The organism is Clostridium ljungdahlii DSM 13528 (genome assembly GCF_000143685.1).
GTDB lineage: Bacteria > Bacillota > Clostridia > Clostridiales > Clostridiaceae > Clostridium_B > Clostridium_B ljungdahlii.
Genome location: NC_014328.1, coordinates 747,279 through 764,184, shown reverse-complemented (window position 1 = coordinate 764,184; position 16,906 = coordinate 747,279). Strand labels below are relative to the sequence as shown.

The window sequence follows — 16,906 nt, the reverse complement described above, 5'->3', positions numbered from 1 at the left end:
GTTTTTTTCTCCCACTAAGTTTAGATGAATTATCTAGGGGCATAACTACTGTTATCTCCCACTTTGATAGAAGTGGGAGTGTTACAGTAGGTAGCCATCAGATAAATTCAAATTCAAATTCAATAATATTAATAAAAAAGAAGACTTTGGGAAAAATATTCTAGAGAAAATCCAATATTCTATTTGAAAAAAGCCAGCTTCAGTTGGATATAAATATATTTTGGTAAGCTTCTTTAGATAGCCATTATATAAAACCTACTTTAAATACTAACTTAACTAGCAGTAACTATAATATTATTATATAATATGTTTGAAGTAGAAGTATTTTAAACATTACAGGGGAGTGAAAATATAGTTGATACTAATAGGGAAATTTAATAAACTAAAAATAACCAGGGAAGCAAGTTTCGGATACTACTTAGATGCAGGAACAGGTAGAACTAAAGACGATATACTTCTTCCTAAAAATGATATTACTGAGGATACCCTTTCCATTGGCGATGAAGTCAATGCATTCATATATAAGGACTCAAAAGACAGAATAATATCCACTTTAAAAAAACCTAAGGCAGAAATAGGTGAACTTGCATATTTAAAAGTTGTAGCTAATACTAGTTTCGGGAGTTTCGTAGATATAGGCTTGGAAAGAGATGTACTTGTACCTTTAGCAGAACAAAAATATAAGCTTACTCCAGAAAAATACTATTTATTTTATCTATATGTAGATAAAACCAATAGAATTGCAGCTACTACGGACATAGACAGATATCTGCTTACCTTAGATGTTGAGAGCAATGAAAAAGATGAAAAATACACACTTGGCAGTGAAGTAAAAGGGACTATTTATGGATTTCAAACCAATAACAGTGCTATGGTAGCCGTAGATAATCTTTATCGAGGGGTTATATTGAATAATGAATATTTTACAGATATTTATCCTGGGGATGAACTCAATTTAAGAATAAAAAAAATATACGAGGATGGCAAATTAGGACTCACTCCTAGAAGCGTACCTAAAAATGAAAGATTATCCTTAGAGGAGTCTATATTAGATTATTTAGAAAATCATAATGGTTTCATGCCATATAATGATAAAAGTTCTCCAGAAGATATAAGAAATACCTTTCATGAAAGTAAAAATTATTTTAAAAATGCTTTAGGTGGACTCATGAAAAGACACCTTATCCTACAAGATGAAAACGGAACAAGACTTAAAAACACCAAATAATATAGGGGTTTGCAGCTTGAAAGTTAACTTATGCAGGCCATGTAATGACAAATTTCAACACCATAAAAACTTTTGACAAGTCTAAAGCTCGGTATTTTGAAAATCTAAAGAAGCTTATATAAACTCGTACCTCAGACATATATAAACTTCTAAGGTTTTCTAAAATACCTCGCTAAGACTTACGGAAAAGTTTTTAACGGTGTTTTCAATTTTGTCATTACATTTTATGCATAAGTTTAAATTTCAATTGAAAACCCTATATTCTAACTTAAAAATCAACTTATGTGCAGGAATATTTTTACAATAATGAAGCTCTTTTAAATATTTTGTATATAAGTCATAGAAACTTTAAATTTTCTATGCAATATTCCTCACTGATTTTCTATAAGCAAGCTTTATAATTTCGTTCACTAAAAGAGGTACCAAAGAAAGTGCTAATACAAATATCCAATCATTTATTGTAAGTTTAAACACTTTAAATACTGAAGACAAGAAGGGTACTGTAATAACTATACTTTGCATTATTATACCGACAACTATTGCACCTATTAAATACTTATTACTGAAAATTCCAACCTCAAACATAGATTTTTCATGATGTCTAATACTTAAAGTATAAAATAGCTGTGATACACTTAACACTACAAAAGCCATAGTCTGCGCATGTATAAGTGAATTAGCATACAGCTTAGTTCCTATATAAAAGGCAGCTAAAGTAAGTACTCCTATTAAAATACCGTTCACTACTAAAAATACTCCGCTCTTACCTGAAAATAATCCTTTACGTGGATCTCTAGGTTTTTCTTTCATTATATCAGGATCATCAGGATCTACTCCAAGAGCTAAAGCTGGAAGACTATCCGTTATAAGATTTACCCAAAGGAGATGAATTGGCCTTAAAATTGTAGGCCACCCCAAAACTATTGCCATAAATAGTGCTATTATTTCTCCTATATTGCATGAAAGAAGAAATACTATAGATTTTCTTATATTATTATATATATTTCTTCCTTGTTTTACAGCTTCCACTATAGTTGAAAAGTTATCATCTGTAAGCACCATATCTGCAGCTCCTTTTGCCACATCTGTTCCCGTAATTCCCATTGCTACGCCTATATCTGCAGTTTTTAATGAAGGCGCATCATTTACACCATCTCCTGTCATAGATACTATATTCCCTTTTTTCTTCAATGCCTTTACTATATTTACTTTATGCTCTGGAGATACCCTAGCAAATACTTTTAAATTATCGATTCTATCATGTATATCTTTTTCTGATAATTTATCAAATTCAGCTCCTAATATAGCCTGAGACTCGTGATCTGCTATACCAAGTTCTTTTGCTATAGCAAAAGCCGTATTTTTATGGTCCCCGGTTATCATAACTACCCCTATGCCAGATTTTTTACACTCATCTATAGATTTTTTTACATTTTCTCTAGGAGGATCTATCATTCCCACAAGACCCACAAAGGTCAATCCACTTTCCATTGAATCAATTTGAATTTTAGGTGAATCTATAACTTTAAAAGCAACTGACAAAACCCTAAGTGCTTCATTTGACATAGAATTTGCTGCATTAAGTACATTTGACTTTAATTCTTCTGTAAAAGGGACAGCCTCTCCCTTCAGATATATATTTTCACAAATTTTAATTAAATTATCTACTGCACCTTTCGTAATTATACGATACTTATTCCCATATTTATTTAAAGTAGTCATAAGTTTTCTGTCTGAATCAAAAGGTATTTCATTTACCCTACTGTGTTCCTTGTTTTCATCAGATTTAAATACATTGAATTTAACACCCATTTCTAAAAGTGCAATTTCAGTAGGATCTCCAGTCTTAGAACTTTCTGAATAAGTAGCATCATTACAAAGTACCATATTTTCTACAAGTTCTTTATGTATATTATTTTTTAAATCAACAGCCGAAATGTTATTTAAAATATTGTCTGCATAAAACTTTGTAACAGTCATCTTATTCTGTGTCAAAGTCCCTGTCTTATCTGAACATATTATATTTACAGAACCGAGTGTTTCTATAGCTGGGAGTTTTCTAATTATTGCATTTTTACCTATCATCCTCTGTACTCCTACTGCAAGCACTATAGTAACCATAGCTGGCAAACCTTCAGGAATAGCAGCTACAGCTAAACTTATAGCCGTTAAAAACATCTCAAATAAATCTCTCTTTTGAATCAATGATGTTATAAACATAAGTACACATATAATAATAACTACAAAGCCAAGCATTTTGCCAAGCTGACCTAACTTTCTCTGCAGTGGAGTTAAATTTTTTTCATCATTATCTAACATTTTGGCTATTTTACCTATTTCAGTATTCATGCCAGTTGCTACAGCCACACCTATACCTCTTCCATAAGTGGCTAGGGTGGACATAAATGCCATATTTTTTTGATCTCCAAGAGCTATATCCTGATCTTCTAAAATATCTTCTACATACTTATCAGAAGGCACAGATTCTCCTGTTAATGCAGATTCCTCTATTTTCAAATTTCCGGTTTCAACAAGTCTTAAATCACAAGGAACGTACTTACCCGCATCTAATATGATTATATCTCCTACTACTATATTTTCAGAAGAAATTTCTATAACTTCTCCATTTCTTTTAACCAATGCTTTGGGTACTGAAAGTTTTTTTAGAGAATCCAATGCTTTTTCAGCTTTTGATTCTTGAATTAAACCTATCACTGCATTTAATACAACTACAACCATTATTATGATTGCATCACTTATTTCACCAAGTGCAGCTGAAACCACTGCCGCTGCAACCAATATATATATAAGTACATCATTTACTTGTTCAAGTAAAAGCTTTAAAATTGATTTCTTCTTTTTTTCAATTAGCTTATTTTCTCCATATTTTTTTATTCTAACTGAAGCTTCCTCAGATGTTAACCCATTTATCACATCTGTAGCAAATTCTTTTGTTATTTCTTCAATACTTTTTTTGTACCACATAAAATCCCCTGCCTTTCATTCTATTTTTTGAATTCACCGCAATCTTATACACATTAAATAATTATTGTTGTCACAAAATGATACTCTGCAGGATAATATATGTTTATATATTATCAAAATCAAAAAATATGTATTTTAATTTAATTTTAAATACAATTAACTATATTTTTTACAAAATATTATATATAATAGATATATAACTCGACTTTCGCAAGTTACGAATTAATAATGAAAAATTAATAGTAATGGAGGATTATTATGGAAATTTCTAGAATTGGTGTAACTTCTAAACCTTCTTCAAGTAATAAAAATATATCTGTTAAAAAAGACTTTTCCCAGAGTTTTAATTCACAAATGGAGAAAAAGTCAGAGCAGGAACTTAAAAATATGTTTGATAGTATAAAAAAGAAAGGAAACAGACTTGCCATAACAAAGTGCTATTCAGATGTAAGATCTTATAAAAAAATGATAAAAGAATACCTTGAATCCGTCTTAAGTTACATGTATAGCGTAAAAAAGGATATAAGCTTCTGGCAAACTCAATATTTCATAACTGTAGATACTATAGATAGTAAATTAGAGGATCTAACTAATATGCTCATGAGTGAACAAAAAGATAACTTAAACGTAGCAGCTACTATAGACGATATAAGCGGTCTTTTAGTAGATATATATAAATAAGGGCTTATTTATATAACTGAGGCTAACAAAAGAATTTCTTCATTATCATTATATATTTTGGGAAATTGGGTTATTGGAAGTGGATTAGTACCTTTTCCAACTTCTATAGTAAATCCAGGTCTGCCATGGCTTTTTATGAACCAATCCTTATATCCTGAATAAGATGTTATTCCTGAAGTCTGTTCTAATCTATATCCACTTACCCTGGCAAACAATTCTCCTATCCTCCTTGATTCTGGAGGTGTAAGTGCATTGTACTGCCAGTAAATAACCTCACCCTGACTGTGATATGCCAAAACTAACCTAAAATTATGACTATTTGTAAATGCTACCATAGACCTAGTTTCAGGTTCTGATTCAGGATAAGGCCCTGAATACCTGGTAGGTCCTGGACCATATACACCATAACTGGGCTCTGCAGCTTTTGAAAACTCCCACCCTGCATTATAGTTATGATTAATATCTACTCCTCTATTGTTAGCTTGCCAATCCTTAGAAAAATCAGTTTTTCCTTTATTCCACCTTATAAGTTCATTATAAAACGGATTACTTCTCTGTAATCCATTTAAAACTAAATCCACGCCATCTGGATTTACCATTGGAACTATATATATACTACTTCTCCTCCATATATCAGCAGGGCTATAACCTCTTATATTTCTGCCCTCTGCGTAAGCTTTTGCAAAGTTTTCTATAAACTTCATTAAAAGTGGGGTGGTAATCCATTCCAAACTATGATGAGATCCATTATAAGATACCTCATTAGGACCCACTCCAAGTCTCACATAGTAAATCTTCCTTCCAAGCACACTTTGTCCTGCATTTCCTATAATTATAAAAGGATATCTAGCTTCTAGTCCCACTAAATCTTGTTCCAATATATCATAAGTGTAATTTATATTTGTATCAACTACGTCTATATCATAAGGCACCTTAAGTATTGTTCCCGGGATCAACCCTAATGCATGTACTTGTGGATTAGCTACTGTTATTTTGTAAACTTGAGTTTTATATTCTTGGGCTATATTATACAATGTGTCCCCTGGCTTTACAATATAAGTATTATAACCAAGTATAAAATCTCGTAAAACCCTATACGTATTAGAACCTATTATGCCATCAGGAGCTAATCCATTATTTTTTTGAAAATTTTTAACTGCTTGCTCTGTTTCTCTGCCATATATCCCATCTATGGTATTTAAATTGTATCCTATTTTCCTCAGCACAGCCTGTATTTTCATGACCTGAGTGCCTCTGGAGCCCAGTTTAAATATTGGCATATGAATTCCCCTAAATATTATTACTATATTATTTTTATGCAAACTTTATAAATATGTGATTAATGTATTGTTTTCTAATATTCACTATAATTTTTAGCCCTTTCAATATAGTCTTCTGCTGACCGTCTAAGAGACTTCTTTTCTTCCAAAGTAAGTCTCCTAATTACCTTTGCAGGTGAACCCATACATAACACCCCTGAAGGTATTTTTTTATTTTTAGTTACCAAACTTCCTGCTCCTATGATGCTCTCGGAACCAATTTCCGCATTATCTAAAATTATAGATCCCATACCAATTAAAGAATTATCTCCAATTTTGGCTCCATGTATCACTGCATTATGACCAACAGTAACATATTCTCCTATCTCTGCTGGGCTTTTTTCACCAGTATGAACAGTGCAGTTATCCTGTATGTTACTTCCTTTTCCTACATATATATTACTTACGTCACCTCTAAGTACAGCCCCAAACCATACGTTTGCATCTTCACAAAGTTTAACTTTTCCTATAACTTCTGCATTATCTACTACAAAACAGCTTTTATCTATATCTGGTATGTAATGTTCAAATTTTCTTATCATATAATTTACTCTCCTTAAGAATTTAATATTTGAAAACCTATATTTAAATTATAAATCATTATAGTTGCAAAATAAAAACATATGAAGAAAAAAAACTATATTATTTTAAAAATATGCTAAAATATAATACATATCATGAATTGAGTTTTTCTAAAATATATCATATAATATAATGACACTATATATGGTATTTATGTAATCTTATTTACACTATATATAGTATCTTTATTTAATTATGCTTATGGAAACTAACAATTTCATATAACACTTTAATTAAAAAACCCTTAAATATTATTAGGAGGTAGGCCAATTGGACTGCGTAAAAGACTTGTTTAAAAGATACTTTACAAAATCTCTTAAACAAAACAATAATAAAACAGTATATGATTTATTTAAATGGAAAAAAGTTGACGTGTTCTTAAAAGATCATAAAACAGGAAAAGTATTAGTTGATATGAAGAATCTAGAATTTCCTGAAAATTACTCTCAAAATGCTTGCGATATAATAGCTTCTAAATATTTTAGAAAAGCTGGAGTTCCCGGAGAAAATGGTTATGAAAATAGTATGAAATCTGTAACTCACAGGATGGTAAATTTCTGGTGTGAATCACTAAAAGATGAAGGACTTATAAAAACAGAAGATGAGTCTTCTATTTTTTATGATGAATGTGCATATGCTCTCTTAAATCAGATGTGTGCTCCTAATTCTCCTCAATGGTTTAATACAGGTCTTAAATTATCTTATGACATATGTGGTGCTAAACAGGGAAATTACTACTTCGATGAAAACCTCAATAAAGTAGTAGAGTCTAAAGATAATTATACAAGGACTCAGGCTTCTGCTTGCTTTATACTTTCTATTGAAGATAAACTTCTAGGATCACATTCCATATCAAATCAATTTGTCACAGAGACAAAATTATTTAAGGGAGGTTCTGGAACTGGCACTAATTTTTCTACTATAAGAGCAAAAGGTGAAAAATTATCTGGTGGAGGATCTTCTTCCGGACTTATGAGTTTTTTAAAAGCATTGGATAAAAATGCAGGAGCTATTAAATCTGGTGGTACTACAAGAAGGGCTGCAAAAATGGTATGCCTTGATGTAGACCATCCCGAAATAATGGACTTTATAAACTGGAAATCCAAAGAAGAAGACAAAGTAAGAGCTCTTGGTAAAATGGGATATGATACAGATATCGATGGTGAAGCTTACGAAACTGTATCTGGTCAAAACAGCAATAATTCAGTAAGATTTTCCGATGAATTTATGAATAAGGTAAGCAAATTAGAACAAAACCCAGATGATACCATTGAGCTTATTGGTCGAACTGACCCAAAGCTTAATAGGATAGAAAAAATAAAAAACATATGGGATGCCTTTAATAATTCTGCCTGGAAATGTGCTGATCCTGCACCTCAGTTCAGTACTACATTTAATGCCTGGCACACCTGTCCTGCAGGTGAAGATGGCAAACTAAATGCTCCTTATAACAGGATAAATTCTACAAACCCCTGCGGAGAATATGCTTTTTTGGATGATACTTCCTGTAACCTTGCTTCTATAAATATATACAAGTTCTATAATATAACCAATAACACTTTTGACATAGAAGGATATTTGCACATAATAGATCTTGTTCAGCTTATTCTTGAATCTTCAATACACTGGGGACAATTTCCTACAGAAGATATAGCTAGAAAAACTTATCTTTTTAGAACCACAGGACTTGGTATATCAAATATAGCTTCGTTATTTATGGTTATGGGGTATCCTTACGATTCAGATGAGGCTAGAACTTTAGCTGCATCACTTGTTGGAATACTTACAGGTGAGTCTTATTACGTATCTTCTCTTATGGCAAAAGAAATAGGTCCATTTAAAAAGTTTGAAATAAATAAGCCCTATATGATGAGAGTTTTAAGAAATCATGCCAGAGCAGCCTCTGTAGATATAGAGTCTCTCCAAGCAATTCTAGGGAATAACTTTTCAAATGAATTTGAAGATCTAAATTATGTTCCGTTAAAAGTAAAACACAGCGTTTTAAAAAAGGAAGGACTTTCTTACATAGGAAAGACTTTAAAAGATTGCTGGATAAATGCACTTAAAAGTGGTATCAAATTTGGATACAGAAATGCCCAAGTTTCAGTTATAGCACCTACAGGAACCATATCCTTCGCCATGGACTGTGGAGCTACTTCAATAGAACCATTTTTCAGTCACATTGTTTATAAGAAGTTATCTGGAGGAGGATTTATGACTATTATAAATCCTGTAATAACCATTGCCCTTAAAAACCTAGGCTATACCTCTGAACAAATAGAAGACATACTGTCCTATGTACTTGAAAAGGAAAATGTATCTGAAAATGACTATACTTATGAAAAAATACTGGATGGCAAAATAGAAGGTGCACCTCACTTAAAAGATGAACACCTAAGCATATTTGATACTTCAAATAAATGCGGCAGCGGCGAAAGATATATTGATCCTATGGGACATGTAAAGATGGTAGCTTCTTTGACCCCTCTTATATCGGGTTCCGTATCTAAAACTGTAAACTTGCCTAAAACTGCTTCAGTACAAGATTTTAAAGATGTTGTTCTTACCTCTTGGAAACTAGGAGTTAAAGGCATTACCCTTTATAGGGATTCTTCTAAAGCTGCTCAGCCTTTAAATACCACTTTGTCAGATTCCAATGATATAAATATCGAAGATTTTACCTATAACCAACTTTTATCAAAGGTAAAGGAACTACAAAAAGGAATAAAGTATTCAAAGCGAGATAAAATTATTGGAATTCGTAAAGGAACTACGCACCCTGCTCAAATAGATGACGTTAAAATATACACTACAGTAAACAGAAATTCTAATGATGAAATATCTGAAATATATATAACTACAGATAGAGAGGGTACTATAATAATGGGGCTTCTAAATTCCCTGTCTAAAGCAATATCCGTTATGCTGCAATACCATGTTCCACCTCAGGATATATCACGAATGCTCAGGGGACAAAAATATGAGCCTTATGGATTTGTTCAGAAGCATCCCTACATAAAATATGTATCCTCAATTTCAGACCTTATAAGTAAAGTAATTGATATAGAACTGGGGGATTTTTCAAGGTGTCAAGTTAAACCTGAAAATTACGATAAAGACAGCTTAGTTTTAGGCAATTCTTCACCTGAATTAAACACCATAAAAACTAATGGAAATGAGACAAAAATAAAAAAAATAGATGGTGAAAAAGTTTATGGTACAGTATGTCCTACTTGTTCAAGCACTAGAATGGTGAGAAATGGCACCTGCATGGTATGTCTTGACTGCGGTTCTACTACAGGATGCAGTTGATTGGGTAAAGTAGTTGGTTCACAGTTTAAAAAAATTACAAAACAATTTAATTGGAAGTTGAGTTAATAAATATAAATTTAATTAGGTGGGTGTTAAATTTGAAAAAAATACTACATGTAATAGCTCAAAGGCCTGAAAAAACAGGCAGTGGTACATATCTTCAAGCTTTAATAGAGCAGGGAGATAAAAAAGGTTATTCTCAAGCTGTAATAGCAGGTATCCCTGCAGATGAATTTAACATACACTTTAAAGAAAATGTTAAGTTTTATCCTGTAGTTTTCCAAACAGAAAAGCTTCCTTTTCCCGTAGTAGGTATGACAGATATAATGCCTTATAAAAGTACTATGTATAGAAAATTAGATAATGATATGCTAATCAAATGGAAAAATGCCTTTTCTGAAGTTCTTACAAAATCAGTAGCAGAATTTAGACCTGATATAATAATAACTCACCATTTGTGGATACTTTCCGCAATGGTGAAAGAAATGTTTCCACTTATAAAAACAATAGCAATATGTCATGGTACAGACTTAAGGCAAATGGATTTAGCTCCTAATTTTAATAATTATGTATCCAAATATTGCAGAAAAATAGACAATATAGCTGCTCTGCATGAAGATCAAAAAAATGAGATAATAAAAAAATATCAAATAGACAAAAATAAAATTACTGTGGTTGGAGTTGGTTTTAATCCAAACATTTTCTATACTAATGATACTGAAAAAAACATGGATAAGATAAAACTTATTTATGCCGGGAAATTAAATTTTGCAAAAGGAATTCCATCCCTTATAAAATCTTATAATAAACTAGATATAGATAGAAATTCTATAGAACTCATTTTAGCAGGCTCTGGCACAGGCAGCCAATTTAAAGCCATTGAAAAAATGGCTGAAGAAAGCAGATTAAGAATAATATTAAAAGGTTCGATTTCTCAAAAAGAATTATCAAAGCTCTTTAGAGAAAGTCATCTTTTTGTATTTCCATCCTTTTTTGAAGGGCTCCCTTTAGTATTAACTGAAGCCCTTGCATCTGGCATGTTAATAGTAACTACAAACTTGCCTGGTGTCAAAGATTTTTTTGGAGATTACATTAACAAAAAAGGTTTAATAGAATATGTTAAAATGCCTTCTCTGAAAAGTTTAGATGAACCTTTTGAAGAAGACTTACCTAACTTTGAAAAGGAATTTTCCAAGGCTATAGAAAATCAATTAGAAAAAATTAAAAATAAATACTATAAAAAAGACCCAAAAGTAAAAGAAGTCATAGACAATATGTCTTGGAAAGGTGTTTTTAATAAAATAGAAAATTTGTTTTAATTCATAATTTACTTCAACATTGCTCATTGTATACAACTTATTTTTTATACAATGGGTTTATTTTTTATATTGCTCATCAAATAAAAATAAGCTCTAGATACTTAGAGACAAGTATTTAAAGCTTATTTTAGATAACAATTTTAAAATATATTTTCGTCAGTCTATGCTATGATTGAAAGATTAAACACTTAATCATTAGAAGAAAAAAGCATAAAAATTTTAACTAAATTTTAGAATCTCTCTTATTCCTTCCAATACCTGTCGTACAGGCTATTCATGTGTTTAGGCATTTTTTTCATTGCCTCTTCACCATCACAACTTTCAATGGATTTAACAATCTCCATATGTTCACTTACATTGATATCCCTGTATTCCAGTCTAGTAACAGTTCTGTCACGAAGGAAAATCCACATTTTATGCTCTTTCATCACATTGTTTATATCATTGGTAAATTTGATAAACAAATCATTATGAGAAGCTTTTGATATCTCAACGTGTAATTTTTTATCTGTTTCCGGATTGTATATGCCCTCATTTGCTTCTTCTTCAAACTTATTTTCAATCTTACGTATGTTCTCAATCTCCTGATCCGTAGCCCTTTCAGCTGCAAATTTAGCAATTATAGGAATTTTCATTTTAGCTAAAATACCAAAATAAATTTTGTGAAATACTAACTATATTATCCGTATTAATTAGTGATAAGATAATACGAAAGGAGTTAAAAATGAAAATTAACGATAAAAACTTTTTATTAGAACTTAAAAGAAAAAATCCTGCAGCCTTAGAATATATAATTAATATTTACTGTAATTTAGTTTTTAAAGTTGTACTAAATGTACTTGGAAACGATAATTATGAAAATGCAAAAGAATGTATTAATGATGTATATCTTTTAATATGGAATAAAAGTCACTTATATAATCCTGAAAAATCTTCATTTAAGAATTGGCTTTTAGCTGTAAGTAAATATAAGGCTATAGATTATAAAAGAAGCTTAGTTAAACAGGACAACCTTCAGATAGAAGAACAAATGTTAATCTCTAATACTGATATTGAAAATGAATATATATTGAGGGAAAAGAAAGAAGAATTAATAAAGCTTTTGCAATATGAACATAAGCTGGACAGAGAACTGTTTATACGAAAATACCTTTTGGATCAAGATATGGAAACCTTGTGTAAAAATTTTAATTTATCAAAAGGGGCTATCTACAATAGATTATGGCGCACTAAAAACTCGATTATAAGAAAATTACATATTTCAGGTGAAGTGGAGGTATCAAAATGAATTTAAATTTAAATGAAGATGATGTTTTAAAACTTTTAAATGATGTTAATATAAATGAAAATGAATTTAGCAGTGATGACCTCAATGAATTTGAAAAGAAAAAAATCTGTAAAGATATTATTAGTAAAGTAAAACCTAAGAAACCTAAAGGTAAAAAAAATTTTATTGCAGCAGCAATCATCTTTCTGATAACTATTCCTATAATCATATCCCAAAAGAATGTTTTAGCTAATATGATAGAAAAACTCACTGTCATATCTGGTATTGGAGAAGTAAAAGTTTCTTCAGATAGGCCCAAAATTCTTAAAAACAGTATTAAACAAGGTAATATAACTTTAGCTAATATGTATATAGACAATAATAAAATTATAGTTACTTTAACTATTGAACCTGAAGAGCTTAAACGATCTTATTACACTATTACAGACAATCATGGTAATTCCTATGAACTTCATAGCAGCGACAATCTTGCTCTGATGCCAGATAATCAAATAGGTTCATACCGGGCAGAATACAATGGTAAAGTAAAAAAAGCTAATAGCTATACTTTAAGTATTGTAGATAATGATAAAAAATTTACTAAAGCAACTTTTAAACTAAAAAATTCTAATTTTAAAGAAGCTGCTGAATCAAAAATTTTATATACTGCAACTAATGGAATAACTACACTAAATGTGACTTCATTAAAAAGACAGGGGAATATTTTAAAAGTAGATTATTATTTTACAGATACCTTACCAGATTTTAAATCGAAAAGAATAGATACACTTAATTATGGAACATTCCAAGAAGGCAAAGAGTGGGGTTGCAAAGAACCAATTAGTACAAAATTAATAAATAATAATTCTATACAAAATTCCCATATTATAATTTCTGATGAATATAATAATGCAGTATATGGGCATAACAATATTAATTATTTAGATCAAGGAAATGAATCTTTATTTGATTTAAGCAAACTCACTGGCAAAAAATTAAAGTTAACTGTTCCAAATGTAATTTATCATACTGATAGTATTAATTTCAAAGCTATTAATAATGATCTTAATAATTTTAACAATGAAACTTCTGATTTTAATTTAGAATTAGATATTCCCAAATCAGGCAAAAGCATTTTAAACAAAATAGTTAACTATAAGGGATTTAAATTCAAAATTATTAGTATAAACCGCTTATCAAATGACAGTATAGAGTTAATTTACAATTATATAAATGACAGCAATTCAAGATTACAAACTTCAAATATTTTATTTGAAAGTGTTACTGATGGAGATGGTGAATGTAACCCTAGCCAAAATAATGGTAATATTAAGGTCTTTTATAAACTACAAAATGGAATAGGAGACAATTTAAAATTAAATCACCTTCAATATACTTTTTCTTCGGTTGGTCCTTTTGAAATAGACCTTAATCCATCAACAATTAAATAACTTTTTAGTTTATCACTAACTAAAAAAAGAGGCATGTCAAAAATATTCTTTTTTGAAGATATTCTTGGCATGCTCATAATTAAATCTAATCTATTGGTTTTGAATCAACAAATCCTTTAACTATTTCATCCTGGTTTGCTATATTTGCCATTATTGAAACTTCGCAATAAAATCCATTTTCTTTCCAAACATAAATATCTTCCTTTAATTGTTTATTTGCTACTGATTTTTCATAAGTCTCATATTTAAGAACTTCTTTACCATCAATTTTTATCGTATTAGCTTTTTTACTCATATCATCATATGCTTTTGAACTTTTCCCCTGTGTAAATACCAACAATCCATTTTTTAAATTATAAAATGTACCCAATTCATAGCCAATTTTTTTATTTTTTATATCAGAGTCTCCTGAAATTCCCACCAATGAACCTTTTATAGTTATATTCTTATTAATACTTAATGGAAATTTAGGATTAAATCCTAATAACTCCTTAGCTTTTTTCAAATCCTCTTTATCATATATTGGTAAAGTTGCAACTTCAGTAGAAACATCTTTCGGTATGGAATAACTTACATTTTTAACATCTTGATCATATTTTATAGAAGTTGCAATTTTTCCTACATCATCTATAGGAATACCTATAGTTGAGCTTTTATTTTCTTTACGTTGAGTTTCTATGCTGTATCCTATACTATACCACACGCCTTCATTTTGCCATATAAAACATTTATCTATTATTTTATAATTATAACCCATAGGCAATGTCCTTTTTATTGTAATATTATATCCATTTATTCCTTCCAAATTCATTGCTTCTTTATTAACTTCAACTTTTCCTTTGCTTTGATCTTCTGCAATCTGTTTTAAACATTGTTCCATGTCAACTTTGGAAGCTTGAAAATTAAAAACACCATCCTTTTTTGAAAAAGACACTTCTAAAGAATTGTCTGTATCAGAAACTTTTATAACATGAATACTTGCTAATACGTATTTTGTTGGAATATAATCGGGTACTTTAACTTTAAAACCTGTAACTTCTTCTGCCCTTTTTAAGTTATCATAATATTTAATTGGTGCATCAATAAGGAATTTACTATTTTGATTTTTTACTGATGAGTTATTGCTGCTAACCACTGCAGCAGTTTTATATGCTTTCATACTTTTAGCATTTACAGCAGTTGTAAGTATAGCCCCTGAAGCTAATACACAGCATATTACTGCAGCTGCTGACATTTTATAGGAACCTTTCTTAAAATTTTTTATCATTTCTATTCTCCTTTTAATTTGATTTTTCGTTTCAAAAAAAACTGCTAATCGTGGGACTTTATTGCTTGACACTAATTTTGAAAAATTAATTAACGTCATTCCATAGTCTTCAGCCTTCTCTTCCCCAATAATTTCAAGCACATAAGTATCACAAGCACATTCCCTTTGAAGTTTCATTCTCTTCATACAAAACCACACAATAGGATTAAACCAATGCAGTATAACGGCAAGAACAGCAAGAAAATTATAGACCAAATCCATTCTTTTATAGTGAATTAATTCGTGTAAAAATATATAGTATAATTGTTTTAAATTATTTTTAGTACATACACACTTAGGAATATAAACTTTAGGTTTTATTATTCCTAATGTGCATGGACTTTTAAAATTATCACAAATATAAACAGGTATATCCCTAGTTATATTTACTTTGTTTTTACATTCATTCAGTAATTTTATACTTTCCAAATCTCTTACTTCTTCTAAATTTAGAATTTTCCTTTTGAATTGCAGTCTAACTGCTGATAAAAATGCAGCTATACTAAAAACTCCTACTATCCATATAAAAGAAGCTATACCTAAAATACGGGAAGTTATATATTCTTTTATTATATTTTCTCTACTATAAACTATTTTTGATGGAGATTGGTTTACCTTGGATATTTGATTCTTAGAAGTATAACTATATTGGATTTTTCCTTCTCTTAAAAAATCAGATGCAGCGTAAGTCATACTTTTTATTGTACTTTTATTTTCAATATTTGAACTATTTTGATGATTTTCATGTAACAAATTAAGTAAGCTTAAATTACTTTGAAACTCCACTGGTATTATTAATCTTATAACAACTATGATCCATAAAGCATGTTGAAGTCTTACTGAAATGTGTTTATCAAATAACTTTAAAATTAAAATTATTAATAATCCTGCAATGCTTGCTGTTATGGAATCACGAAAAAAACATAAAAAGCTTCTAATTAAAATATCCATATTTAGTATCCCCCTATTTTTAGTCTCAAAGACTTAAACCCTACTTTCCTTGTTTTTTATTTTTAAGAATCTGTTCTAACTCTTGAATCTCTTTTTCTGATAGAGATTCTTCCTCTAAAAACTTGGTAAATAGCATACTTACAGCCCCATCGTATACCTTTTCAAGAAAAGATTGATTTTCAGCCCTTACACATTCATCTTCAGATATTAATGGATAATAATTATATATTCTGCCTACTTTTTTAAATCCTATTGCTTCTTTTTTTGAAAGCCTTGTTATAAATGTTTTTACTGTTTGTGCCGACCAATTCATTTTAATTGTTAAAGAATTAATTATTTTTTCAGATGTTAAGGAATTTTGTTTCCAGAGAAGCTTCATTACTTCCCACTCAGCTGCTGAGATCTTTGGCATTTCCTTCATACTTACTCCTCCATTTTCAGTTTACAAGTGTAGATCTACAATTTCAGTCTACATTTGTAAACCGAAATTGTCAAGGCAAAACCT

General features: G+C 30.1%; 12 protein-coding genes. 6 read left to right on the top strand and 6 right to left on the bottom strand.

The window, feature by feature from the left end:
• Positions 1 to 355 precede the first annotated feature (355 nt).
• Positions 356 to 1,228, top strand: a complete 873-nt coding sequence (locus CLJU_RS03390; protein WP_013237360.1) for a CvfB family protein — start codon at positions 356 to 358, stop codon at positions 1,226 to 1,228.
• Positions 1,229 to 1,585: 357 nt separating this feature from the next.
• On the opposite strand, the gene CLJU_RS03385 is transcribed toward CLJU_RS03390, so the two are convergent.
• Complete coding sequence (locus CLJU_RS03385) at positions 1,586 to 4,213, bottom strand: calcium-translocating P-type ATPase, PMCA-type (RefSeq protein ID WP_013237359.1); 2,628 nt, start codon at positions 4,211 to 4,213, stop codon at positions 1,586 to 1,588.
• 258 nt (positions 4,214 to 4,471) lie between these two features.
• Here CLJU_RS03385 and CLJU_RS03380 point away from each other — a divergent pair, with 258 nt between their 5' ends.
• Complete coding sequence (locus CLJU_RS03380; RefSeq protein WP_013237357.1) at positions 4,472 to 4,894, top strand: YaaR family protein; 423 nt, start codon at positions 4,472 to 4,474, stop codon at positions 4,892 to 4,894.
• A gap of 8 nt (positions 4,895 to 4,902) precedes the next feature.
• Here the strand turns inward: CLJU_RS03380 and CLJU_RS03375 are convergent, their stop codons facing one another.
• Entirely contained in the window at positions 4,903 to 6,174 is a 1,272-nt protein-coding gene (locus CLJU_RS03375; protein WP_013237356.1) for a M14 family metallopeptidase, read from the bottom strand.
• A gap of 74 nt (positions 6,175 to 6,248) precedes the next feature.
• Positions 6,249 to 6,755, bottom strand: a complete 507-nt coding sequence (locus tag CLJU_RS03370) for a gamma carbonic anhydrase family protein (RefSeq protein ID WP_013237355.1) — start codon at positions 6,753 to 6,755, stop codon at positions 6,249 to 6,251.
• Positions 6,756 to 7,065: 310 nt separating this feature from the next.
• Between CLJU_RS03370 and CLJU_RS03365 the strand changes: the two genes are divergently transcribed.
• Both CLJU_RS03365 and CLJU_RS03360 read left to right on the top strand, forming a co-directional pair.
• Positions 7,066 to 10,107, top strand: coding sequence for a vitamin B12-dependent ribonucleotide reductase (locus CLJU_RS03365; protein ID WP_013237354.1), 3,042 nt, complete (start codon positions 7,066 to 7,068; stop codon positions 10,105 to 10,107).
• Between the two features lie 89 nt (positions 10,108 to 10,196).
• Complete coding sequence (locus CLJU_RS03360; RefSeq protein ID WP_242825696.1) at positions 10,197 to 11,426, top strand: glycosyltransferase family 4 protein; 1,230 nt, start codon at positions 10,197 to 10,199, stop codon at positions 11,424 to 11,426.
• A gap of 242 nt (positions 11,427 to 11,668) precedes the next feature.
• Here CLJU_RS03360 and CLJU_RS03355 read toward each other — a convergent pair whose 3' ends face one another.
• Positions 11,669 to 12,061: a FadR/GntR family transcriptional regulator gene (locus CLJU_RS03355; protein ID WP_013237352.1), complete on the bottom strand. Its 393-nt coding sequence runs from the start codon at positions 12,059 to 12,061 to the stop codon at positions 11,669 to 11,671.
• Between the two features lie 89 nt (positions 12,062 to 12,150).
• On the opposite strand from CLJU_RS03355, the gene CLJU_RS03350 reads away from it, so the two are divergent.
• Positions 12,151 to 12,714 carry a sigma-70 family RNA polymerase sigma factor gene (locus tag CLJU_RS03350; RefSeq protein ID WP_013237351.1) on the top strand — a complete coding sequence of 188 codons (564 nt, stop codon included), beginning with the start codon at positions 12,151 to 12,153 and terminating at the stop codon, positions 12,712 to 12,714.
• Positions 12,711 to 14,144: a hypothetical protein gene (locus CLJU_RS03345; RefSeq protein WP_013237350.1), complete on the top strand. Its 1,434-nt coding sequence runs from the start codon at positions 12,711 to 12,713 to the stop codon at positions 14,142 to 14,144. Before CLJU_RS03350 ends, CLJU_RS03345 begins: the two co-directional genes overlap by 4 nt.
• Before the next feature lie 85 nt (positions 14,145 to 14,229).
• On the opposite strand, the gene CLJU_RS03340 is transcribed toward CLJU_RS03345, so the two are convergent.
• The gene (locus tag CLJU_RS03340; protein WP_013237349.1) at positions 14,230 to 16,401 is read right to left on the bottom strand and encodes a M56 family metallopeptidase; all 2,172 of its coding nucleotides are present in this window, start codon (positions 16,399 to 16,401) and stop codon (positions 14,230 to 14,232) included.
• A gap of 40 nt (positions 16,402 to 16,441) precedes the next feature.
• On the bottom strand, positions 16,442 to 16,822 hold the full coding sequence (locus tag CLJU_RS03335) for a BlaI/MecI/CopY family transcriptional regulator (protein WP_013237348.1): 381 nt from the start codon (positions 16,820 to 16,822) through the stop codon (positions 16,442 to 16,444).
• Between the last annotated feature and the right edge of the window lie 84 nt (positions 16,823 to 16,906).

Coding starts and splice junctions, on each gene's coding strand:
- CLJU_RS03355 (WP_013237352.1), bottom strand. CDS start 12,061: ATGAAAATTCCTATAATTGCTAAATTTGCAGCTGAAAGGGCTACGGAT.
- CLJU_RS03370 (WP_013237355.1), bottom strand. CDS start 6,755: ATGATAAGAAAATTTGAACATTACATACCAGATATAGATAAAAGCTGT.
- CLJU_RS03345 (WP_013237350.1), top strand. CDS start 12,711: ATGAATTTAAATTTAAATGAAGATGATGTTTTAAAACTTTTAAATGAT.
- CLJU_RS03375 (WP_013237356.1), bottom strand. CDS start 6,174: ATGCCAATATTTAAACTGGGCTCCAGAGGCACTCAGGTCATGAAAATA.
- CLJU_RS03350 (WP_013237351.1), top strand. CDS start 12,151: ATGAAAATTAACGATAAAAACTTTTTATTAGAACTTAAAAGAAAAAAT.
- CLJU_RS03335 (WP_013237348.1), bottom strand. CDS start 16,822: ATGAAGGAAATGCCAAAGATCTCAGCAGCTGAGTGGGAAGTAATGAAG.
- CLJU_RS03380 (WP_013237357.1), top strand. CDS start 4,472: ATGGAAATTTCTAGAATTGGTGTAACTTCTAAACCTTCTTCAAGTAAT.
- CLJU_RS03385 (WP_013237359.1), bottom strand. CDS start 4,213: ATGTGGTACAAAAAAAGTATTGAAGAAATAACAAAAGAATTTGCTACA.
- CLJU_RS03340 (WP_013237349.1), bottom strand. CDS start 16,401: ATGGATATTTTAATTAGAAGCTTTTTATGTTTTTTTCGTGATTCCATA.